This window comes from Paenibacillus sp. ALJ109b (assembly GCF_010747435.1).
GTDB classification, from domain to species: Bacteria; Bacillota; Bacilli; order Paenibacillales; family Paenibacillaceae; genus Paenibacillus; species Paenibacillus taichungensis.
The window spans coordinates 453,160-475,058 of record NZ_JAAIFP010000008.1 but is presented as its reverse complement, the minus strand read 5'-3'; the positions used below and the strand labels follow the sequence as shown (position 1 = coordinate 475,058).

Here is a 21,899-nt window from a genome sequence, read left to right as displayed (position 1 = left end):
AATAAATCTCCTCACTTTTTGGGAATGGTACTTCCTTGTTCCAACTGAATTATTTCTCCTATCTTTTCCACGATATCCGCGTCGACTCCATGCGGCATCAGCTGACCAATTCGGTAGCCAAGGTACATGGGATCAATACCATTCGTTTTGCTGACACGATCAATATGCTGATAGTAATAGTAATGTAAGTTATTTAGTCCACAGATTATTTCCGGCTGGGCAATTTTCATCGGCACCGTTAATACCTTCTCAAGGAAATACTCGGAAAGCTGTAATATAGGCGTTAAATCATATTCCACTTCATACCGCTTCCACTTATTCATGACCGCTGCGAATTGCTCCGTAGCCAGATTACCTGCTCCTCTAGCCATTCCGCATATGGATGTGTCAATATAAGACACCCCTAAATCCAAAGCTCTCAGCGTATTAGCAAAAGACAACCCAAGATTGTTATGTCCATGAAACCCAAGCGGTATCTCTGTCTTATTCTTTAATGTGTTTACAATGGTTGTAATATCGTCAGGATGAAAAGCACCGTAAGAATCTGCAAAATAAAAGACGTCAGCGCCTGCGTGTTCGGCCTCTTGGGCAATCATGGCTAATTCACCATCACCAATATAACTCGCTGACATCAAGTTAAAACAAACTTTAAATCCCCAGTCTTTCAGTACAGAGACATAGGTTAATGCATTTTGCACATGTTGGGGGTATGCAGCAATACGAATCCAAGTCACACATGAGTCTCGCAAGTCTTCAAGTTGACGAAGTTCACAGACTTCAGGGATTACCATGACAGCATACTGTGAATACCTGAGTTGTTGTGGAAGGGAGAGAATCAATTCAGCATCACATTTGGCAACGCTTCCAACCTGAGTGGATCGATTGCTCCCAGATCCACCGCGATATCCAATTTCTATAATCTCAACGCCTGCATGATCCAATTGATGGATCAGTAGTTTAATCTCTTCAGGTGTAAACTTCCACATGTTAAGATTTCCGCCATCTCTCAATGTGCAATCCAACAACGATATTGGGCTAATGGTTTAAACCTCCGTTTCACAGGTACAAATCAAGAGACACTCACAGCCAAGGTAGACGTAAAGCGTTTTACAATTTCTTGTGGTGTCCACTCTACACGTTTTCCAATGTTCCCTGAATTAGCTTCTACCTTGCAGTGAATCATAACGGGGCCTTCTTCCACTTTCTCCGGGAATTGATCTAAAGAATCAATAACATGCACCTTGTTATACCCTATATTTTCCATAATTTCTTTTGAGTTTGAGATGGGAACAGTGTGTTGTCCCCCTGTACTTTCATGCATTTCGTTATCCAAAACAATATGGATAAGATTGGAGGGTTTGTGCTCGGCAATCATAAGCGTAATACCAAAATTCATTACAAACGAACCGTCTCCATCCAGAACAATAAATGTGTTTTGAGGATTCGTTTTGGCCAATCCCAAGGCAATAGGTGCCGCCATTCCCATTGAACCAACCATATAAAAGTGTTCCGGCCTATCACTGGCATTATACAAATCTCGCGTAATGTATCCACAAGTTGAAATAATATGAGCATCCGGATAATCTGCAATCAATTTTTCTATAACTTCTATTTTCCTCATATGGCCTCCTTAAATCGCCTCTTTAATCAACAAAGCAACCGGCATGCTATTCTTTTCAATAAGCTCAGTACAAGCTTTAACAGAAGCTGCACTATGTTCTTTGTCAAATTCCACATAAGGTATTTTAATAGCATCTAGTACATGAAGAAGCCGCTCGCCAATGAGATCATGTTCGACTGCATCATTCTCAAAAGCCCCTCTCCAACTGATAATTAGCAAAGCTGGAATTTGATAGATTGAATATAATGAGGTCAGGACATTCATGGAATAGCCCAGACCTGAATTTTGCATTAAAATGGCACATTTCCTGCCTCCTAAATGCATACCTACGGCAACACCTAATGCAGAATCCTCCCGAATTGCGGGCATATAGACAATCTCTTTCTTTTCAACATACTCCTTATCTTCTAAAATCCTGAATAGTCCCTTTAATAATGAACATGGCACTCCAGTATACGCATTGTAGCCTTGTTCATATAATTCATTTGTGATGCTTAACGCTTCATTACTCATTCACAATATCTCCATCTCTACGTTAGTTTGTATAAACCGTTATCTTACTTTCTCAATAATGCTATCCATAGAAAGAGAAGATGAAATAATTTTATTGGAATAGGGGTGGTCCTTTTCGATGTGATACATACGAAGCGCGTCTGTGTCCTTCAAAATATGGCCTGTCAAGATGCATGCAACCGTTTCGTCCTTATCGATTATCTTCGCTTGTATTAACTTTTTGACACCGGCTACCGTTGCTGCTGAAGCAGGTTCACAACCGATTCCAGAAGCATCTACCACGGCCTTCGCATTTAAAATTTCCTCATCCGTGACAGACATGGCTACACCGTTGGTTTCCTCGAGCGTACGCATCGCTTTGCGCCAACTTGGTGGGTCACCAATATTAAGGGCTGAAGCTAAGGTGTATGGGTTTGGCTCAGGTTCAAGCACTTGTTTTTGTGCAGAGATCATCTTATAGAACGGGCTGGCCCCTTCTGCCTGAATCACAGCAACTCTAGGCAATTTATCAATAAAACCCAAAGCGAACAGATCGGAAAGACCTTTTCCTAAAGCCGATACATTACTCAGAGCTCCACCTGGCACCACAATCCAATCTGGCAGTTCCCAATTCAGGTCTTGTGCAAGTTCATACACAATGCTTTTCTGACCTTCAATCCGAAATGGGTTAATCGAATTACAAATATATAGGCCCAGTGATTCACTATGTTCTTCTAAAAATTTAATTCCGTTATCATAAGTACCTTCGAAGGAGAAAATATTCGCACCATACGCCAAGGTCTGCAGTACTTTATTTAAAGAAATATTTTTATTAGGCACAAAAACATAGGACTTTTTTTGTGCGATTGCTGCATACATCGCTAATGAAGAGGATGTATTTCCTGTGGAGGTACAAGTGAATCTGCTGTATCCCATGGATTTACCATGTGTAACCGCAACGGTCATGCCATTATCTTTGAAGGAACCACTTGGGTTTTCACTTTGCGCTTTTAACCATACTGATCTTGCCCCCACATATCGCTCCACGGTTTCCGGACTGTACAACCCTGTATTCCCTTCATATTTCGAAACAACCATCTCTTCTTCCACATCCGGAAAAATAAGCTCCTTATATCTCCATACTCCACTAGCATATATGGACCGGCGGTCAGACAAACGTTGATGAAAAAGATGCTTTAGTTCGTCCGTATCGACTGCACTAAAGTCTTGTTGAATATCCAGCATCCCATTGCAGGTACATGTATAACGGAATTCGCTATACTCCGTCTCACAATTTATACAGATATATTTCATGTTTTATCGATAGACTTCCTGGGTCTATCCTATCCCCCTCTTATTCTGACTTCATATAGTCCTGGTAGGTTATTTAAAGATGGTTTTACAACAAAATGATAGTTTCCGTTCAATTGCCTAAACTTCGTCGTTTAGACTTAATTCTTGTTTATTATCCAAAAAAAGGTTTTATTTTCCACTATGTTACACTAAGACGTTACTCTTGAAAAGCACTTTTTGCATATTTTTAAATCCAAAAGAAAAAGTTAGTTTTTTACCACATAATATTCTATATAATGACAAATTTTGAGTGTAAAGTATGGGGGATAAACTACTTCAGAACAACAGTATAAGTTGAATCAAATAAAAAAAAGAACCGTTGTACAAGGAGGAAAGCCGGCCATAAACAGACCAACTGGTAAAAGGAAGACAAGCTATTAACGAGCCGCAGAGCGGCGGACGTATGATCCATATCGGGTCATGTCAGACGGAAATGGGGCCATCGTTACTCGGTTAGAGGCATCTCCAAAACAAAAAAGAAAGGCCTTCTTCTTCCCAGATGGGGAATTAGACGACCTTCCGATACTTTTGGAACATATAGATTTGGTAAAAGGCAGAGCGGGGGGCGGCTTGTGCAATAGCAAGCCGCGTAAGGGTGAGATGCGGCGCCCAATGGGTGCAGCATCTCATGAGGTTGCACCGCGTCAATACTCGCGGTGCTCATCTCAAGCCGCTGCACCTACATAGCAGCGGCTTCTTCTCCCAGCGGCAGCGTGTAATACTGCGCCTGCTGCCCTTCATGCTGCTGGTATACGACGACCAGCAGCGTCCGGCCTTTCGCGGCAAGCGGGCTGGCGCCAGCAAGCACACGCTCAAGCCGGAACGGAAGCACATCCAATACGGTGTGCTTCTGCAGTTCCTTTTCGCCGAGACTAAGGTCGGCGAAAGCACGGGCACCCATGACCGTCTGTGCGGTCATGGCCGAGGTCATCGGCAACGCACGCGAAGCGTTGCCGTCCACCCCGTCCGCCGCTCCATCCGCGGCGGACCCTGTTGCGTCGCCCGCAGGGAGCGACGCTGCACCGTTGCTGCCTATCACACCCGCCGCATCTGCGGCAGCGTCTTCCCCGGCAGCAGCCGAACTTCCCGAAGCGGCACTTGCACTTGTGCCGCTGCTTTCCAGCCATGCCGTGCCTGCGGCACCGGCAACGCGTGGCAGGCGAACGTCTTCCGGACGTTCAGCCAACGTTTTCATATAACCCGCCCACTGGTCTTTCTGGAGCGGATCTTCCCACCAGATTTTGCGTGGTTTGTACTTGTGACCGAGGAAATAATCGAGCTTCATCAGGCCAAGCACAACGTCCATGTGCGGTGTGTTGCGCGACTCCAGGAAGCTGTGCAGACGGGTGAACAGATCCTCCAGCTGGTGACCGATCTTCTGCCAGCCCTGACCCTCCCAGTAATCCCCGAACGCCTGGAAGAAGTCAAATGGCGAATCGAACTCCTGCTCCATCAGATACTTCAGCGTATGGTCCATCCGGTGGGCATTCCAGTATTTCTCCAGCACATCCTCCAGCCGCTTCAAGCGCACGATGTCACTGAACGGCAATACGTCACTGCCCAGAATTTCATACGGCGCGTGATCCATGTACGTGTAGTTGTACTTCTCCGCATCCAGACGCAGACCCGTACCACGAAGCATTTTAAGGAATCCGAGCTGAAGCTCTTCCGGCCCCAGTGCAAACACATCGTTAAACGTTTTGCGGAATGTATTGTAATCTTCTTCCGGCAATCCGGCGATGAGATCCAGATGCTGGTCGATTTTGCCGCTGGCTTTGACCTTGTTCACGGTACGACTCAGCTTCGAGAAGTTCTGGCGGCGTTTTACCAGTTCATTGGTCGGATCATTGGTAGACTGAACCCCAATCTCGAACCGGAATGTGCCCGGCGGCGCATTCTCTGCCAGATAGTCCAGTACCTCGGGACGCATAATATCAGCCGTAATTTCAAACTGGAACACCGTCCCCTGATGATTCTCGATCAGGAATTTGAACATTTCAAGCGCGTAATCCCGCTTGATGTTAAATGTCCGGTCCACAAACTTGATCAGCTTCGCGCCCTTCTCGATCAGGTACAGAATGTCCGACTTTGTCCGCTCAATATCGTAATATCGCACGCCGACCTCAATACTGGAGAGACAGAACTGACAACTAAACGGACAGCCCCGACTGGTTTCAAAATAAACAACCCGTTTCCCAAGCTCCGGGATATCCTCTTCAAATCGGTGCGGTGACGGCAGATCATTCAGATCCGCTTTTGGCCGTCCTGGCATGAGAATGACTTCTTCCCCTTTGCGATACGCCAGTCCGTATACGAAGTGGAACTTCTTGTCCCCCTCCAGCTCCGTCAAAAGCTGATGCAGCGTCTCTTCCCCTTCACCCATCACGATGAAATCGACATTGGGAATGCGGTTCATCCAATATTCCGTGTCGTAGGACACTTCCGGCCCGCCCAACAGAATTTTGACCTCAGGCATAACCTTTTTCAAAATATCAATGACCTTGATCGTCTCTTCAATGTTCCAGATGTAACACGAGAACCCGATCATGTCAGCGCCGCGCTGGTACAGATCGGACACGATATTCATGACCGGGTCCTTGATCGTGTACTCGGCCAACTCAATATCAAAATCCTTCTCACTGTACGCCTTCAGACACCGCAAGGCCAAAGAGGTATGGATGTACTTTGCATTTAATGTAGAGAGAATAACTTTCATGGTTCACAACCTTTGTCTGGACCACCAGACTATATTTTTTGGTAAAAGGAAAGCTGCGCAGCCATCCATCCGGCCCCGGATGCTGTTCATACAAACCTCTTTTGATAGCCATTCCACTTCTCATGGACATATCAAGATTTTGTCTTTCAAAGAGTGGACACTCCTTTCAAAAAGACATATCCATCCCGCCAAACCCAAAACACAACATACAGTATGAGATACACACAATCAAACTACATGCTGTATACGCTACTGTCTGCCATTCCTATGACCAATGTCCACCTTATGAAAGACAATTCACTGTCTTTTGTCCACACCACAGAGACGACACATCCAACTTCAACTTGTAAAAGTCCTCATTCGCGCTCCATCTGTGGTAAACCTCAATCACGTTGTATGCACTACGCACTATCCACTGCCCACTAACCACACCGGTAACGAACGATTCCCAATATCATGGACGAAGCATCACTAAATTTAAAAACATCTATCTCATCTATTTGATCACTTGAACTTGGACTTTGCACAATCGAAAGCACGAATCCAACAACTCACTCATACTCGTAAAAAGCGTCATCCTCCGTATCCACTTCTTCGCCCGTTTGCTTCTGGAAAAACTCCAGGAACGGCAGCCCGTACTTGCGGTACTTGACCTCACCGACCCCTTTGATATCCAGCATGTCACGTTCTGTCTGTGGACATACCACACTCATCTCGCGCAAGGTCGCATCATTGAAAATAATGTATGACGGCACATGCTCCTTCGCCGCCAGATCACGACGGATCAGACGCAGCTGTTCGAATACCGTTTCGTTCACCGCAGATGGCATCGCATCGCGTCCACGACGTCCGCCGTAGTTCGTACCCGAAGCGGTTGCCGCCGTCTTGCGAACCACACGCTGCATCACTTCACGCTGGCCTTTGAGCACTTCCACCGCCAATGGCTGCAAACGAACGACCGGATACTGTCCCTCGGACAGCATCAGATACCCTTCGGAAACCATGACGTTGATGATTTCCGCGATCTCGCGCTCCGTACGATTACCCATCACGCCGTAGGTTGGCAGGGAGTTGAAGCCGTAGTCAAGCACTTTTTTGGCACGGGAGCCTTTGAGCACCGAAGCGACCAGCGATACACCATACCGCTCACGCATGCGGTGAATGCAGCTGAATATTTTCTGCGCATCAATTGTCATATCGACCAGTTCGCGGTCATCCGTACATGAACTGCAAATGCCGCATGGTTTGTCCTCATGCACTTCACCGAAATAATCCAGCTGCGCACTGCGCAGGCAACGCGTTGTGTAACAGTAATCCACCATCTGTTGCAGCTTCCGGTAATCGTTCTGCTTACGGTCACCCTCCATCGGGTTCTGCTCGATCAGAAACTTCTGGGTAATAATGTCCTGTGCCCCGAATAGTAAAATGCACTGGCTCGGCTCTCCGTCCCGTCCCGCACGTCCGGCTTCCTGCACATACGCCTCCATGTTCTTCGGCATGCTGTTATGAATAACATAACGGACATTAGACTTATCAATCCCCATCCCGAATGCATTCGTCGCCACCATCACCCGGATATCATCGTACAAAAAAGCTTCCTGGCTCTGGGCCCGTTCATCGTCTGTCATCCCGGCATGGTATCGTCCTGCTGGCAGTCCGGCATGCAGCAAACGTTGATGCAAATCGTCCACATCCTTGCGGGTCGCGGCGTATACAATCCCCGGCTCGCTGGCATGCTCGCGCGCGTAATTCAGGACAAAGTCCTTCTTGCTCTCACCGCGCAGCACGCTGAACGCCAGATTATCCCGCCCAAGTCCGGTCACATACGTCTGCGGGTCCTGCAAACGCAGCAGCCGCAGAATATCGCCCATGACCTCGGGCGTCGCTGTCGCCGTAAAGGCCGCAACCACCGGCCGCTCCGGCAAACTGTCCACAAACGGCGCTACCGCCAGGTAGCTTGTCCGAAAATCATGCCCCCACTGCGATACACAGTGGGCCTCATCCACGGCAACGCAAGAGATCGGCAAATAGCCCATCTCCTCGCGGAACCAATCCAGCTCCAGTCGCTCAGGCGCGACATAGAGCAGCTTCAGCTCACCGCGCTGCGCCGCGCGGATGCGATCATTCACTTCTTTGCCGCTGAGCGTACTATTAATATAAGCGGCTGCAATACCAGCCGTGGTCAGGGCATCAACCTGGTCCTTCATTAATGAGATCAGCGGGGAGACGACAAGTGTCAAACCCGAATACAACAATGCAGGAATCTGATAACAGATCGATTTCCCGCCCCCGGTTGGCATAATCCCCAGCGTATCTTCACGTTCGAGCAGACTGGCTACGATCTTTTTCTGTCCCTCACGGAAGTCGGGATAGCCATAATATTTTTGCAGGAGACCCTGCGCTTCTTCTAATGTAGGTGTTTGCACACTCATGTAAAGACTCCTTACTTATCACCGGTGTTCTTCCACCAGCTTGGTCCGATCCGATTCTGACATCCGAAAGCGGCATATCCCGCATCCTTGACAACAAAATGGCGTTCTCATGACTTGTCCGTCAAGCAAACGCCGCTCCCTTTAGTTTAACGGCCCAGCCCCGAATGAGCAACCGCGTTTTACTGTAAAACGATCTTTGGCAAATGTGTAACAGCCGTACCACCTGAGTGATCGGAAAGATTGCAAGTAGAGTACGGTGTGATTGAATCATTTTAGGACAAATTAAAAACAACCGTCTTGCCCTTGTTGGACAAAACGATTGCATTAATTGTAACAACCCCCGCTAAGCCATCCAGCGACTGTTTCATCTGGATTGTGCTCCTAATCTTTCAGTGCCTCAACTTCAGATTCAGTTAGACCGCTTGTTTTGGCAATGATCGAAACTTCGATACCAAATGAAAGCATATTTTTTGCAATCTCAATCGCCTTTCTATTTTCCCCCTCTACTAATCCCTTGGCTATTCCTTTTTCCGTAGCCCATTCAATCATTGAGGCTTCATCATGCAAATACTTTTGCCGCTCTTCATACAAACGACGTGCTTCACGATCCTGACTCAGAAACTCCAGCGTATCCATCGCTTTCTTCAATGTAGGTTCATTCATTTGCAGTACCTCCCAGTTGGATTTGTCAGCACCTTTCAGGAACAAAAGCCAGTTAATCAGACCACCTTCCATCGGAACGGAATGATCATCCAGCTTGGACAGCTCCATAAAATGAACTTCGAGATCATCACTCAATTCAAGTCCAGTATGGTCTTCCCTCAGATGAAATACATTATGATAACGCTCATTTTCGATAAACGAGTAATTTAGAATATTAATTGTCACACACTTTTTCAGTTCCTTGTACGTTTGGCCTTCCTGCAACTGACTGGAATAACGCTTGCTCCAATAGTATAGGGTCCGCTTTTCAATATCGTATTTATTAAATAACTGCATCTCAATGTTGATCAATTTACCTTCAGCTGTTTTCGCCCAAATATCAAATATGGACTGTTTATCCAGCGGAGCATCTTTATCGGTATACGGATTAAGGAGTACAATCTCCGTCAGCGGCTGTTCCCCCGATTCTGCAAACGTTCGGTTCAAGAAAACTAGCAGTACATCTTTATTTTCTTCACTGCCAAAAATACGCTTGAAAACAAAATCGTTCCGAGGATCGAGTAAATCAGACATCTGACCATCAACTCCGTTTCTTTCTATTATACCATGCTTGGCATGCTTAATTGCAGCATCAACCACCTCTAGGCAAGTTAAACATTCCACATCAAACTACGGTCTCTTACTGCTTCTTCAAGTCTTGAATTTGCTAACAAGGCTCTCTTCCTCCATTTAACTTAACTCCCGCTTAATTAAGGATTATTTTAACTTATTTGTTATTAATCAATATCCACAATATGTTACCATCGATAATGATTAGCTTACAGAAAAGACATTTGCGTACCTACATATCCATTACCATATATCGTTCGATCCCACTGCCATTAAAGGAGGGCCGTTTTATTTATGTCGAAACAACATGCACATGCTATTGACTCTCCAAACATCTCACCATCAAAATCATGGATACGCCGTCATCCAATATTCACTGCATTTTCGATATTGATTCTGGCTCTGTTCGCCGCCGTATTCCTGTACTTCACGCTTCGCCCTTACTTCTCCACGTTTGATCGTTCCGAACAAGGAGATCTGAGCTACTCCATGCCTTCACGGAACGGGGAATACACCGCCGAGATTTACAGTGTGCCTTATGGTGGAGCGGCTGGCGGAGTCACAATCTGGGTTGATGTGAAGAAAACGAATGATTCAAATGATTCCACCGTAAAAAACATATATCGCGCCGAGTATCATGGACATAACCATTTGGAATGGGAAGATGAAAATACCCTCCGGATCGAAAACTGGAATGAGTATGTAGATGAAAGCATTACGCTAAACATCGATGATGAAATCTATGACGGCCGGGGCTGGGCATGCCAAAGCCTGCGCATGAAGGACCAGTACGTTCGATGTCTAGCACCCGTAAAATAAAAACACAAATAAGCAGCCCCGCTCACCGACTCTCATGCCAAGCGGGGCTGCTCTTATTCCACCTCTCGAACAGATCAACACTACTCTTTCTCTTTCTCTTTCTCTTTCTCTTCCGGCCCACTGTTCCCCTTACTCACCACCGCTTCAAGCTTTTGCCGATTGGCGAGCAATCCGGGGTCATTCGGCAGATACTCCCTTGCTTTGCTATTATGCAGAAGCGCGTGCTCCCAGTTTCCCATGTGAGCGTAACAAAGGGAGAGCCGGGCGTGGGGCAGCCAAGTGCGGCATGCCGCAGGTACGGGACGCAGACCCGGATCGCGGCTGCTGACATCGAGCGCTTGCATATACCAGTAGATGGCGGACACAATCTCCTGCCTCTCCTGGAAGCAGGCAGCGATGGCGCAGCAGAAGTCGGCATGCGGCAGGTCAAATTGAAATGATTGCAACAGCGCACCCAGCTTCCGACCCGGTTCGCCCAGTCGTTCATAACATTCCGCCAGCCGCGCGCAGGCGATGAGCCGATCCTCGCGATAACCGCTCGGCTCCAGCAGCAGCTTCGCATACGCCCGAACCGCCGCCGCATAACGTCGGCGGTCGTAACACTCGCCTGCATAATACAATAGCAGGCGTCCCTGGGCTGCGCCCTCCTCGGCGATCCATTTGCGCAGAATGCGCACGTTCCGCGCCGAATGATGGCCCGCTTCGCGGCGGTGCGTGACGGCAATGTCTGCCGTAATGACACCGCTCCGCGGGAAGCCTAACTGCTCGTGCAGCCGGCCATGCCAGCGGCACCCCGCTTCACGCTTGACGAGGCGCAACCGTCGGTCCGTCACGAGCGGACTTCCCTCCGGCCCCTCGGCCAGCGTATAGCTCAAGATCACAGCCGCTGTCTCACCGCCTGACGGCAGCTGCTGCTTCAACCTTTCCAGTTTCGCCCGTTCCGCGGGCAACAGCACATCATCCGCATCCAGCCACAGGATATATTCCTGTGTGGCCTGATCGAATGAATAATTCCGCGCTGCGGCGAAATCATCTTTCCACTTATACGTGTAGACCCGGTCGGTATATTGCGCAGCGATCTCCATGGTACGATCGGATGAACCGGTATCTACAATCACGATCTCGTCCGCGATGCCGGCGACCGAGTCGAGACAGCGCGCAAGCGTGCGTTGTTCGTTCTTCACAATCATACACAGACTGATGGTGATCACGGTTTAAGCCCCTTCCTGTCTTACGCGTATTGCGGTCTTTTTTTCTTCTCGATCTTATCTGTTACCCTTCTCCGTTCTCCTGACGTCGCAGACGTTTAACCTGTTCAACCGCATTATCCAACGCTTTCTTGCGTTGATTCATCAGGCGAAGGTGATTCTTCTCCACAGCGGCAAAATGTACGTGATCCAGCTCCATCCATTCCGTCAGTTGGTTTAGGGTTGGTGACATATACAGCTGCGTTTTCCGTCTTTTGCGTGCCACACAACATAGATATTTATGATGAACTTCCAGCTTCAATACTTCAAAATACGGCAGCAAGCACATCGCCAGATTCCCGGCATAGAACGTCTGTTTGTGATCGTAAAAGGGATGGTAACCATAAGGCACGGTCACAACCAGGGTTCCCTCCTCCTGCAGCAGTCGGTGAATTTGCAGCAATAACGTCTCCGGATGGGCAAAATGCTCCAGCACTTCGCCAAGCAGTACTGTATCAAAGGTGGTTCTGGCTTTCCATTGTGTAATGTCCAGCAGGCGAAAATCCACATTGTTCCGCACGGGTCTGGACTCCTTCGCCAGTTCCTCTCGCGCGTATTGTATACTCTCTTCTTCCAGATCAATCCCGGTCACCCGGAAGCCTTCCCGCGCCAGCAAAATGGAGGTGACTCCCTGGCTGCATCCAATATCCAGAATTCGCTTGCCTGTCGCTTCCCGGCACATCCAGTGCACACGGGTACGTGTGGCTTCGTGCGATTCCTCCGAATTGATCTCGCCATAATAACGCTCGTTAACCCGGTCATGATTCGCCATGGCTGCCTCCTGACGTTTCCTGTGAGAATGTTTGGCGCGAGTCCGGTCGAATCGGCTGTCCAAGCACCACGATATTTCCACCCACACATCCGGCTGTGGCATTGCGTGTGTCGAAGATCAATTTGGCATGATCCGCCATTTCCTGATAGTTGAAGCCCGTATGATCCGTCGTAATGATGACCAGATCCGCCCCTGCCCACAATGCAGGTGATGCTGGTTGAGCCTGGGCAACCGTGCCATCATCCTTGCGGAACACAGGCACCATTGGATCGGTGAAGACCACGTCTGCCCCTGCTTCACTAAGCAGTCTATAGACATCCAGCGCTGGCGATTCACGCAGGTCGTCGATATCTTTTTTGTACGCCATACCCGCCAGCACAATTCGGGCCCCTTGCATCGATGAACCGTTCTGTTCGAGCAACTCGGCGGCACGTTTGACCACTCTTTCCGGCATTTGCCGATTGGTCGCATCCGCAAGCGAAATGAATTGCAGCTCCGATCCCTGACGGCCTGCGGCCCAGGACAGATAGATCGGGTCAATTGGAATGCAGTGTCCACCAATGCCCGGACCCGGATAGAACGGCATATAACCGAATGGCTTGGTTGCCGCAGCGTCTAGCACCTCCCAGATGTTTACGCCCATTTGCTCACATGCAGGTGTCAGTTCGTTCACGAGCGCGATATTCACGCTGCGAAACGTATTTTCGAACAATTTTGCCGTCTCCGCCACTGTCGTTGAACTGACGGGAACGATCTCGTTCAGGAACGAACCGTAGAATGCTTTTCCATACGATAGACAGGCAGGCGTGGAGCCGCCAATGATCTTCGGTGTATTTTTCACCCCGTAATGCACACTTCCGGGATCTACCCGTTCTGGAGAATAACAGACATGGAACTGCTGCCCTACTTTCCACCCTTTTGCGGCTTCGATCGGCTGCTTTACACGCTCCTCGGTGGTGCCGGGATACGTAGTACTTTCCAATATAACAAGGCAGCCCTCCTGAAGATAAGGCGTTATGCCATCCACTGCTGCAGCGATAAATGAAATGTCCGGCTGGTGCTCCGCAGTTAAAGGCGTAGGCACACAGATAACAATCACATCCGCCTGCCCCACCGCTGCGAAGTCAGTCCCCGCCATCAATAATCCAGCCTGAGCAAGGGATTGCACAACCTTATCCTCAATGCCAATCACGTACGATTTCCCGGCACGTAGCTTAGCCACTTTTGCCCCATCAATGTCAATTCCTTGCACCTGATATCCAGCCTGCGCCATCTCCACCGCCATCGGTAACCCGACATACCCAAGACCAATGACGGCAGCTTTCAGGGAGCGGTTGTTTATATTTTGAAGCGTGGTATCTCCCTGTGTTTCCTTATTTCCTTCGTGCTTGCTGCTCTCTACCATTCCTTCCACCTCCAAACGGTCCGCCTCCCTTCTATTAATGAATAAAGCCGCCTGCACGTAAAAATTGGGCAATAGCGGAACGGTTCATCATTGCGCTGTCTGAACGATACTCGGAAAACGTCACGCGAGGCAGCCCATTGTATGGATCTGTCAGGCGCTTGTCCGGTTCCTGTGGCAAAATCACATAATATTGTTCGTCAACCTTGTAGGTACGTGGTGCCTCGAATGGAGAAATGAGTACTTCATGTAATTTTTCGCCCGGTCGAATCCCGGTTACTTTATAGTCGTGAGACGGGCGACCTGCCTGCTCCAGCATGACCGAAGCCAGATCCGTCATTTTGCAGGCCTTCATTTTCATCACAAAAGTCTCGCCGCCCACCGCCGCCTCAGCCGCCTTCAGCAGCAAATGAATGGCCTCCGTCCGCGTCAGGAAAAAGCGGGTCATGCCTTTGTCCGTAATGGTCGGGCTCTTGCCTTCATCAATCTGTCGACGGAACAATGGAACGACACTGCCGCTGGTCCCGAGCACATTGCCCCCGCGAATACACACAAAACGGGTGGACTCGCTCAGCCCATTAGCACGAATCATCATCTTTTCCCCCAAAGCCTTGGTCATGCCGTAAACGTTAATCGGATCTACCGCCTTGTCGGTGGAGACGTCAATGACTTTGGCAACCTGCATGTGAATCGCAGCGCGAATAATGTTCTGCGTGCCGATGACGTTGGTCTTGAACGCTTCATCCGGCTGATCCTCGCATACCGGAACGTGTTTCAGTGCTGCCAGATGAAAAAGAACATCCACCCCGCGACAGGCTTCCTCCACTGCCCGATAGTCGCGAATATCTCCGATGACAAAACGCAAACGTGCATCATGACCGAAATCCCGCTGCATCGTTATCTGGGCGTACTCATTACGCGAGAGAATCCGAATCTCGGCTGGATTCTGCTCCAGCAGTACCTCGGTCAGCTTCTGCCCCCAGGAGCCCGTGCCTCCGGTGATCAAAATTGTTTGTCCTTTAATCATGGTGAATCCCTCCTTGTTCAAATCATGAATTCGCGTAATACCGCAGCCATCTCTTCCCGGCTCAATCGGTCTTTCGGTGGTACTTTTTTGATGGATGTATTGTTGGAATGCACAATATTCACGTAATTGCGCTGAGCCAGTAGTTCATGCGGCAGCTCAATGACATTGCCATGTGTTCCCCGGCCCGGCAGCTTCACCCGGTATCCCGCAGCGTACTCTGCCGTTTTATATAGGTAAACATAGAACTGCGGGGAACGATGAAAAGCTGGCGCCATCTCATGATTCACGCTGTCCCACAAGTATCCATTCTGGTTGATGAGTGCTATCGTTCCGGGCTGCGGCTGCACGTCATAGAGCTGCTGAACAAAGGTCCTGTGATACAGATCATCCGAGTCCAGACGCGCCATGTAGATCTCCTCCGCCCCTTCTGCAAAAGCCAAGATGGCCCGCACACTTTCTATGGTTGTTCCAAACCGGATATTGGAAGCCAGCGGCTCCTGTTCAGCTAAAATCTCTTGCATCAATTCCCCCGATTCCTTGGACAGCTTCACCACCGTCAGAAAATCCTGATTCGTCTGCGCCTTAAGACAATGAAGGGTGAAAGTACGAAAAATGTTCATTCGCCGCTCCAGCCACTCTCTTGTCAAGCGCTGCGGGTCCATTCCGTAATTGTTGAAGTTAATCTCAATAACCACTTTTCTTGACATACTCTTCCTCCTCATCTTTCTGTGAACTTCTTTCAATTCAGTCAGACTATTTTCATAGTTTTTACAGCCCTTTCCACGCAAAAAATGCCTCCGTCAGCCCGAAACTGCTATACAGAAGCTCTCTCCAATCCAGCCGACTCTATAACGTATGAAAAAATAATAGAACCGGTCCGGACACTTGCACGGGTTCTTGTATAAATCAGCTTTTACATAAGCCCATCAACACTTTCCGGTTCCGAAAGTAGATTGATATATAACCGAAGATGCGCCCTGCGGGTCGAACGCACAAAACGTTGCCGAAGCCGCAACATAGAATAGAGCAATTGAATTTTCAAAGGAGGCTTTATACCACTATGAGCCCAATCTATCTTGAAATGGATGGTGTGTTGGATCAACTTGAAGCCGCAGTGAGGGATAAGCGTCCCTTTTCTCTGGTCCGTGTGGGCGATGGGGAAAATATCGTCATGTCCCAGGAAACGGTCTGGAGTACGGAACATGTTTTGCAGGAGCGATGGGCCATCAAGGCTAATCTGGGGCAAAAAGGACTGCGTCTGCCCAATCTGCAGCTTCGGGACGAGGTTGCCGCTTCCTTGCAACGGGCAGATATCGTAGGTGTTCTTCCTCACGGGGACAGTACCATCAAAGCCCCGGAGCATCTCAAAAGACAGCTGACCGATACGGTGTTCGCACATTTCGGCATCGCTCCGGCACTAACTTGCCATGCCTGTGTCAATCGGGAACTCGCGCAGGTGCCCCGCTTCTGGAATATGCTTGCCGGCAAGCGGGTGCTACTCGTTACCCGGGAGATTGAGCAGCTGCGAGCCATGCTCGTTCAGGAGCCATATCACCTGAATATTACAGCTGCGCTGCCGTTCGACAGCTGGGATCAGATGCAGGAAACACTACAATGGATTCAAACGAATCAGGATACCTTCGATGTAGCTCTCTTCTCCTGCGGCGTGAACGCGGTTGTACTTGCGGAGCGAACAGCGGCACTTGCAGGCAAAGTCGCCATCGACTTCGGCAAAGCCAACAACATTATTTTGAAAGGCCGCGCCAACTAATCTGTAAAAGTAGATACCACAACAAAATCCCGGACTCCTTGGAGCCGGGACTTTGTTCTGCTAATCATAAGATGCCATACGTTGAACCTTTTGTTCATAGGAACCAATTGGTGGCTGCAATGCCATGGAACACCTCAGGTCCAGTCCGTACCGATGTGGACACACCGGAAATAAACGAAGTATACACACTTTCCAGTGCAGGCGGTGCGGACAGATCCTGTGCAGTAAACGAATGAAATTCAGTGCCACCGTTCTGACCTACCGTACCTTCCGCGCGATAGATCACATAGAACGGATCGTAAACACTCCCCCTTACAAGTTCAACAACAAACGTATCCCCCACTTCTCCGGTAACACCAACTGTGCCATTCAAGGTGATAATGGGGTTTGGGACACCAAGGGTCTGCAGACCAATGGAGCCGAACGCTTCAGGCGATGGGCCTAGAGACAAACCGGGCTGTCCTACGGTTCCCGAGTTCATCGAAGTTCTCATATCGAGAAACACACCCATGAGTAACACCTCCAATGCTATGGGATACGTTATTCTATGAATCTCGACTCTCTTTGGATTGGATGGGTAACAGATTCTCTCCACCTATTTTTATTTGCCCCCGGTTAATGGTATATTGGACTGCATAACGAAATGAACGGATCGTATGCACACAAGCGGTACAGGCTGTTCAGAAGGAGATTATATTCATGAATAAACGCAAACGCCCAACAGGCAATACATCGGCCAAGGGGAAAACATCCGCAGGTTCGTCCACAGCGCGGTCGGGTCGGTCCACTTTTACTTCCGCCAAATCATCAGGACCATCCGCATCACGCAATGCAGGAGCGGCGAAGAAGCCAGTAGCCACCAAATCCTCCGCGGCTCCCAAGAAAGCCGGAGCACCCAAACCCAAAGCAGCCAAACGCTCGGGCAATTCCTATTATCGCAAGCAAGAACCACCACGCCCGTACAAGGTTACTGAACCGGATGAGCTGCTCAACTTCTTGCTGAAACATTTGAAGTCCGGCCGGAATGCCGTCAAATCTATTCTGGGTCGCGGACAGGTGTCCGTTGATCAGAAAGTAGTGACCAAGTTTAATCTGGAGCTGACGCCGGGGCAGATCGTAACGATCAGCAAAGAAGGCGCTGTTGCCGCTCCTTCCCTGACGGGCATTAACATTTTGCATGAAGATGATGATATCATTGTCATTCGCAAGGAAGCTGGACTGTTATCCATTGCCGCTGACAAGAGTGATGATCTTACCGCTTATCGCCAGCTGACCGAGCATGTTCGCCGTACCGACGCGCTGAACCGGATATTTATTGTCCATCGTCTGGACCGCGACACTTCGGGTGTCATGATGTTCGCGAAGAGTGAAGAAGTGCAGCAGAAGCTGCAGGACAACTGGAAAGAAAATGTACAGGAACGTGTGTATGTTGCCCTTGTGGAAGGCTCCGTTGCAAAAGAAGAAGGTACCATTTCCTCATGGCTGAAAGAAACCAAGACGCTCAAAATGTATTCCAGTTCTCGCCCGAATGATGGACAACATGCCATTACACACTACAAACGTCTACAATCGAACCGTGAATTCTCCCTGCTGGAAGTCCGTCTGGAAACGGGACGCAAAAACCAGATTCGTGTGCACATGGAAGATCTGGGCCATCCCATCGCAGGCGACAAAAAATATGGTGCTCATACCAAAACACTGGGTCGCCTCGGACTGCATGCACGGGTACTCTCGTTCATCCATCCAACGTCGGGTAAGCTGATGAGATTTGAGACGGATATTCCAAAACAGTTCCTCTATCCATTCCGTACGGATGCTCCATCAGCGAACTAACGGGATGATTCAAAGAACAGGCATCGCTGACTCAGTGATTTCAGTCGATACTGGACAAGCCGCGGTGCCGGAACTGGCCGATGGCCTGACCACGCCTGAAAGGAGGAACCGATGCTGAAAAACGTGTTGATTACCGGTTATCGTGCACATGAACTACAGATTTTTGGACAGAAACATGAGGGAATTCCTTTCATCAAAAAGGCGATCTCCTCCCGCCTTACACCTCTGGTCGAAGACGGGCTGGAATGGGTACTGACACCAGGCCAATACGGTGTAGACCTGTGGGCCTGTGAAGTGGTGCTTGAGCTGAAGAAGACGTTCCCGGATCTGAAGCTGTCGATCATTACCGCTTTTCAGAATCCCGAGGAACAATGGAAGGAAGACAAACAGGAGTATTATCGCTCCATTCTGCAAGGTGTGGACTATTATGGTGCTATTAGTCGTCAGCCATATATCGGCCCTTGGCAGTTTACTGCGCGGGATGACTTACTGCTGCGTAAAAGCGACGGTCTCCTGCTCGTGTATGATGAAGATGCCGGGGATGGCAGTCCCCGTTTTATTAAGGAAAAAGCGGTCAAAAAACAGCAGAATGAAGATTATACGATCATCAGCATCACCTCGGAGGATATTCAATCGGTCGCCGAAGATGAACGGATGAACGATGTCGGGGCTTTCGAAGATCCTTCATTCTGATCTGTGCACGACTGGAGTAGCAAAGAATGAAGTACATATGTTTTTTTTGGCGGCAGGTTGGGTATAAGTAGTAGTAAAAGTGCGATTACCATGTCGTATGGGACAAAGGGGAACTGCAACCATGACATTAACGCCAGAGCAGCGCATTCAACTGCATGGATTCAACAACCTGACCAAGTCGCTGAGTTTCAATATGTACGATATCTGTTATACGAAAACCAAAGATGAACGCGAAGCTTACATTGAATATATTGATGAACAATATAATGCGGCCCGGCTGAGCAAAATCCTGAATAACGTGTCTGACATTATCGGTGCCCATGTGCTCAATGTCGCCCAACAAGACTATGTTCCCCAGGGTGCAAGTGTGACGATGCTTGTGTCGGAAGGCCCCATTGTGGAGATCCCCGAAGAATCCTTCGATGAATCTCCAGGCCCCCTGCCCGATAATGTTGTCATGCAGCTCGACAAAAGCCATATTACCGTTCATACGTACCCCGAATTCCACCCGAGCGAAGGCATCAGTACGTTCCGGGCAGATATTGACGTCTCTACCTGTGGTGAAATCTCGCCACTAAAGGCACTGAACTATCTAATCCACTCGTTCGATACAGATATCATGACGATGGACTACCGGGTACGTGGTTTTACACGGGATACGAGTGGACGCAAGCTGTTCATTGATCATGAGATCGGTTCGATCCAGAATTACATTCCGGATGAGATCAAGAGCAGCTTCGACATGATTGACGTGAACGTCTATCAGGAGAACATTTTCCACACCAAGTGTAAACTGAAAGAATTCGATCTCGATAATTATCTGTTTGGTTATACCAAAGATAAACTGAGCAAGGCCGAGCAACAGGAAATTACGGAGTGGTTGAAGCTGGAGATGGATGAGATTTATTATGGCAAAAACATCAATCGTCCTTCTTCATAGCTGATTCGTGAGGACTGATTCATACGGGCTGGGACAAGGATAAGATGTCATGAAGCAGGATTTCGTAATGGAAACCTCCGGCGTGCGCTTGTCCTTTTCTTTTGCCTAACTTGACAGGCAGCAGCTCATTTTTTATGATGAAAGCAATTGCATTTCCATTGAAGGAGACTGAGCCGTTGATTGAAACGAACACTTCCAGACGCAATGAATCTCTGTTACAAGCGCTGAACGCGCAGCACAAGGTTACCACTGAAAATATTGCCAATGCAGACACACCCAATTACAAAAAGAAATCGGTGGAGTTTGAGGAAGAGCTTAGACGTATCATTGAGAATGGCAAAACAGATCAGCTCGATATGAAGCGGACTCATGAAAAACACTTTCCGGTCAGTAATCCCAATGACTCCATCGTAAACTACCGGATTGTCGAGAACAACGAAACTTCCATGAATAATAACAACAATAACGTTGATATTGACAAGGAAATGGCGAACCTTTCGGAGAATCAGCTTATGTATAACTACATGGTTGATCGGGTCAGCGGGCACTACAAGAAAATGAAAAACCTGTTGCAGGATATGAAATAATGAATGGTAGAGCAGCCCTTTGGCTGCTTTTTGTTTTGTCTATATTCGGAAATATTCAGATGATCTATATTGAATTATATTGATCTATATTAACCGCAATTAGCGTCGCTGTTCTTATCCTAAATCAGGAGGATATGCTCCCCTGCTTGTTCCCTTTTTCGGTATCCTCTCTGATTCGTAGTATAATGAGATAAAATGTATGATTTCATATCCAATAAAAGAGGTGCAACATGGCTCCACGTCATTTAAATGCTTTTCAAGGCTCCAAAGTCCGGCTAGCCGCTCCTTGCCCAGAAGACTGCATGCGGCTCTCCCGCTTCACTGACAGTTATGATTACTTGCGTAATCTGGATACCGATATTGCTGTTCCGCTAACGCCGGATGAGACGGGGTCATCCGCAGTTCGCAGAGACAATGGCTTTGAATTTGCACTGCGTACTCTGGAGGACAATCGGTTCATCGGATTCACGGCCCTCTACCGAATTGAGTGGAATAACCGCTCTGCACGCCTGGCCATTGGCATTGGTGATGATAAAGATCGCGGTAAAGGATACGGCAGTGATGCTCTCGCCCTGATTATTCGTTATGGATTCCATGAATTGAATCTGAACCGGATTGCGCTGGAAGTAATTGAATACAATGAGACTGCCCGACGCGCCTATCTGAAAGCAGGATTTCGGGAGGAAGGCCGCCAGCGTTCTGCCGTTCTACGGGATGGCACGCATTATGATCTGATCTCGATGAGTATTCTTGCAGAAGAATGGTCAACGCAGACCCAACTTCCGCTCGCGTTTCAGTCCACTCATGCCCAAGGAACTAAACAGAACGAAGATCACTCAGACTCACGATTGGTCGCTGCCGAAGGATCTGCGTTGTCCTTACTTAACGCCAAAGGTACTGAGAACTCTTCTGTCCAACCTCG

19 protein-coding genes and 1 pseudogene are annotated in these 21,899 nt (G+C 48.5%); 7 read left to right on the top strand and 13 right to left on the bottom strand.

Annotated elements, in window-relative coordinates; genetic code table 11:
* Positions 1-11 precede the first annotated feature (11 nt).
* The 7 genes from G3352_RS11870 to G3352_RS11840 form a co-directional block, all read right to left on the bottom strand.
* Positions 12-1,022, bottom strand: a complete 1,011-nt coding sequence (locus G3352_RS11870; RefSeq protein WP_163756656.1) for a beta/alpha barrel domain-containing protein — start codon at positions 1,020-1,022, stop codon at positions 12-14.
* A gap of 47 nt (positions 1,023-1,069) precedes the next feature.
* Positions 1,070-1,621 carry a thiamine pyrophosphate-dependent enzyme gene (locus tag G3352_RS11865; protein ID WP_163756654.1) on the bottom strand — a complete coding sequence of 184 codons (552 nt, stop codon included), beginning with the start codon at positions 1,619-1,621 and terminating at the stop codon, positions 1,070-1,072.
* A 9-nt stretch (positions 1,622-1,630) separates the two neighbouring features.
* Positions 1,631-2,134: a hypothetical protein gene (locus tag G3352_RS11860; protein ID WP_163756653.1), complete on the bottom strand. Its 504-nt coding sequence runs from the start codon at positions 2,132-2,134 to the stop codon at positions 1,631-1,633.
* A gap of 39 nt (positions 2,135-2,173) precedes the next feature.
* The gene (gene thrC / locus G3352_RS11855) at positions 2,174-3,427 is read right to left on the bottom strand and encodes a threonine synthase (protein ID WP_163756651.1); all 1,254 of its coding nucleotides are present in this window, start codon (positions 3,425-3,427) and stop codon (positions 2,174-2,176) included.
* A 718-nt stretch (positions 3,428-4,145) separates the two neighbouring features.
* Positions 4,146-6,182: a B12-binding domain-containing radical SAM protein gene (locus G3352_RS11850; protein WP_163756649.1), complete on the bottom strand. Its 2,037-nt coding sequence runs from the start codon at positions 6,180-6,182 to the stop codon at positions 4,146-4,148.
* Positions 6,183-6,733: 551 nt separating this feature from the next.
* Positions 6,734-8,614, bottom strand: coding sequence for a DNA helicase RecQ (recQ, locus tag G3352_RS11845; protein ID WP_163756646.1), 1,881 nt, complete (start codon positions 8,612-8,614; stop codon positions 6,734-6,736).
* A 381-nt stretch (positions 8,615-8,995) separates the two neighbouring features.
* Positions 8,996-9,850 (bottom strand): Rpn family recombination-promoting nuclease/putative transposase, encoded by an 855-nt coding sequence (locus G3352_RS11840; protein ID WP_163756644.1) that lies wholly within the window; start codon positions 9,848-9,850, stop codon positions 8,996-8,998.
* A gap of 330 nt (positions 9,851-10,180) precedes the next feature.
* On the opposite strand from G3352_RS11840, the gene G3352_RS11835 reads away from it, so the two are divergent.
* Positions 10,181-10,705: a DUF5412 family protein gene (locus G3352_RS11835; RefSeq protein WP_163756642.1), complete on the top strand. Its 525-nt coding sequence runs from the start codon at positions 10,181-10,183 to the stop codon at positions 10,703-10,705.
* A gap of 80 nt (positions 10,706-10,785) precedes the next feature.
* Here the strand turns inward: G3352_RS11835 and G3352_RS11830 are convergent, their stop codons facing one another.
* The 5 genes from G3352_RS11830 to G3352_RS11810 all read right to left on the bottom strand — a co-directional run bounded on the left by G3352_RS11830 (position 10,786) and on the right by G3352_RS11810 (position 15,860).
* Positions 10,786-11,895 (bottom strand): glycosyltransferase family 2 protein, encoded by a 1,110-nt coding sequence (locus tag G3352_RS11830; protein WP_163756827.1) that lies wholly within the window; start codon positions 11,893-11,895, stop codon positions 10,786-10,788.
* A gap of 82 nt (positions 11,896-11,977) precedes the next feature.
* Positions 11,978-12,724, bottom strand: coding sequence for a class I SAM-dependent methyltransferase (locus G3352_RS11825; RefSeq protein ID WP_163756640.1), 747 nt, complete (start codon positions 12,722-12,724; stop codon positions 11,978-11,980).
* Entirely contained in the window at positions 12,711-14,138 is a 1,428-nt protein-coding gene (locus tag G3352_RS11820; protein ID WP_345940751.1) for a nucleotide sugar dehydrogenase, read from the bottom strand. The genes G3352_RS11825 and G3352_RS11820 overlap by 14 nt, the downstream gene beginning before the upstream one ends.
* A 25-nt stretch (positions 14,139-14,163) precedes the next feature.
* Positions 14,164-15,153, bottom strand: coding sequence for a polysaccharide biosynthesis protein (locus G3352_RS11815; protein WP_163756638.1), 990 nt, complete (start codon positions 15,151-15,153; stop codon positions 14,164-14,166).
* 17 nt (positions 15,154-15,170) lie between these two features.
* Positions 15,171-15,860, bottom strand: a complete 690-nt coding sequence (locus tag G3352_RS11810; protein WP_163756636.1) for a glycosyltransferase — start codon at positions 15,858-15,860, stop codon at positions 15,171-15,173.
* Positions 15,861-16,213: 353 nt separating this feature from the next.
* On the opposite strand from G3352_RS11810, the gene G3352_RS11805 reads away from it, so the two are divergent.
* Positions 16,214-16,924, top strand: a complete 711-nt coding sequence (locus G3352_RS11805) for a GT-D fold domain-containing glycosyltransferase (RefSeq protein ID WP_163756634.1) — start codon at positions 16,214-16,216, stop codon at positions 16,922-16,924.
* A gap of 94 nt (positions 16,925-17,018) precedes the next feature.
* Here the strand turns inward: G3352_RS11805 and G3352_RS11800 are convergent, their stop codons facing one another.
* Positions 17,019-17,435 carry a hypothetical protein gene (locus G3352_RS11800; protein ID WP_163756632.1) on the bottom strand — a complete coding sequence of 139 codons (417 nt, stop codon included), beginning with the start codon at positions 17,433-17,435 and terminating at the stop codon, positions 17,019-17,021.
* A 188-nt stretch (positions 17,436-17,623) separates the two neighbouring features.
* On the opposite strand from G3352_RS11800, the gene G3352_RS11795 reads away from it, so the two are divergent.
* From G3352_RS11795 to G3352_RS30890, 5 genes and pseudogenes are all read left to right on the top strand, one after another.
* The gene (locus G3352_RS11795; RefSeq protein ID WP_163756630.1) at positions 17,624-18,757 is read left to right on the top strand and encodes an RluA family pseudouridine synthase; all 1,134 of its coding nucleotides are present in this window, start codon (positions 17,624-17,626) and stop codon (positions 18,755-18,757) included.
* A gap of 111 nt (positions 18,758-18,868) precedes the next feature.
* Positions 18,869-19,450, top strand: coding sequence for an SLOG family protein (locus G3352_RS11790; RefSeq protein WP_205524820.1), 582 nt, complete (start codon positions 18,869-18,871; stop codon positions 19,448-19,450).
* Between the two features lie 121 nt (positions 19,451-19,571).
* The gene (speD, locus tag G3352_RS11785) at positions 19,572-20,390 is read left to right on the top strand and encodes an adenosylmethionine decarboxylase (RefSeq protein ID WP_063564347.1); all 819 of its coding nucleotides are present in this window, start codon (positions 19,572-19,574) and stop codon (positions 20,388-20,390) included.
* Positions 20,391-20,524: 134 nt separating this feature from the next.
* Positions 20,525-20,977 (top strand): flagellar basal body rod protein FlgB, encoded by a 453-nt coding sequence (gene flgB / locus G3352_RS11780; RefSeq protein WP_240343029.1) that lies wholly within the window; start codon positions 20,525-20,527, stop codon positions 20,975-20,977.
* 230 nt (positions 20,978-21,207) lie between these two features.
* A pseudogene (locus tag G3352_RS30890) lies at positions 21,208-21,699 on the top strand (GNAT family N-acetyltransferase); the annotation flags it as partial.
* Between the last annotated feature and the right edge of the window lie 200 nt (positions 21,700-21,899).

Bases quoted from the DNA above. Each gene is read 5' to 3' on its own strand.
- G3352_RS11835 (WP_163756642.1), top strand. From the start codon at position 10,181: ATGTCGAAACAACATGCACATGCTATTGACTCTCCAAACATCTCACCA.
- G3352_RS11800 (WP_163756632.1), bottom strand. From the start codon at position 17,435: ATGGGTGTGTTTCTCGATATGAGAACTTCGATGAACTCGGGAACCGTA.
- G3352_RS11790 (WP_205524820.1), top strand. From the start codon at position 18,869: ATGCTGAAAAACGTGTTGATTACCGGTTATCGTGCACATGAACTACAG.
- flgB (WP_240343029.1), top strand. From the start codon at position 20,525: ATGATGAAAGCAATTGCATTTCCATTGAAGGAGACTGAGCCGTTGATT.
- G3352_RS11850 (WP_163756649.1), bottom strand. From the start codon at position 6,182: ATGAAAGTTATTCTCTCTACATTAAATGCAAAGTACATCCATACCTCT.
- speD (WP_063564347.1), top strand. From the start codon at position 19,572: ATGACATTAACGCCAGAGCAGCGCATTCAACTGCATGGATTCAACAAC.
- G3352_RS11815 (WP_163756638.1), bottom strand. From the start codon at position 15,153: ATGATTAAAGGACAAACAATTTTGATCACCGGAGGCACGGGCTCCTGG.
- G3352_RS11865 (WP_163756654.1), bottom strand. From the start codon at position 1,621: ATGAGGAAAATAGAAGTTATAGAAAAATTGATTGCAGATTATCCGGAT.
- G3352_RS11825 (WP_163756640.1), bottom strand. From the start codon at position 12,724: ATGGCGAATCATGACCGGGTTAACGAGCGTTATTATGGCGAGATCAAT.
- G3352_RS11805 (WP_163756634.1), top strand. From the start codon at position 16,214: ATGAGCCCAATCTATCTTGAAATGGATGGTGTGTTGGATCAACTTGAA.
- thrC (WP_163756651.1), bottom strand. From the start codon at position 3,427: ATGAAATATATCTGTATAAATTGTGAGACGGAGTATAGCGAATTCCGT.
- recQ (WP_163756646.1), bottom strand. From the start codon at position 8,614: ATGAGTGTGCAAACACCTACATTAGAAGAAGCGCAGGGTCTCCTGCAA.
- G3352_RS11840 (WP_163756644.1), bottom strand. From the start codon at position 9,850: ATGTCTGATTTACTCGATCCTCGGAACGATTTTGTTTTCAAGCGTATT.
- G3352_RS11810 (WP_163756636.1), bottom strand. From the start codon at position 15,860: ATGTCAAGAAAAGTGGTTATTGAGATTAACTTCAACAATTACGGAATG.
- G3352_RS11795 (WP_163756630.1), top strand. From the start codon at position 17,624: ATGAATAAACGCAAACGCCCAACAGGCAATACATCGGCCAAGGGGAAA.
- G3352_RS11860 (WP_163756653.1), bottom strand. From the start codon at position 2,134: ATGAGTAATGAAGCGTTAAGCATCACAAATGAATTATATGAACAAGGC.
- G3352_RS11830 (WP_163756827.1), bottom strand. From the start codon at position 11,895: ATGATTGTGAAGAACGAACAACGCACGCTTGCGCGCTGTCTCGACTCG.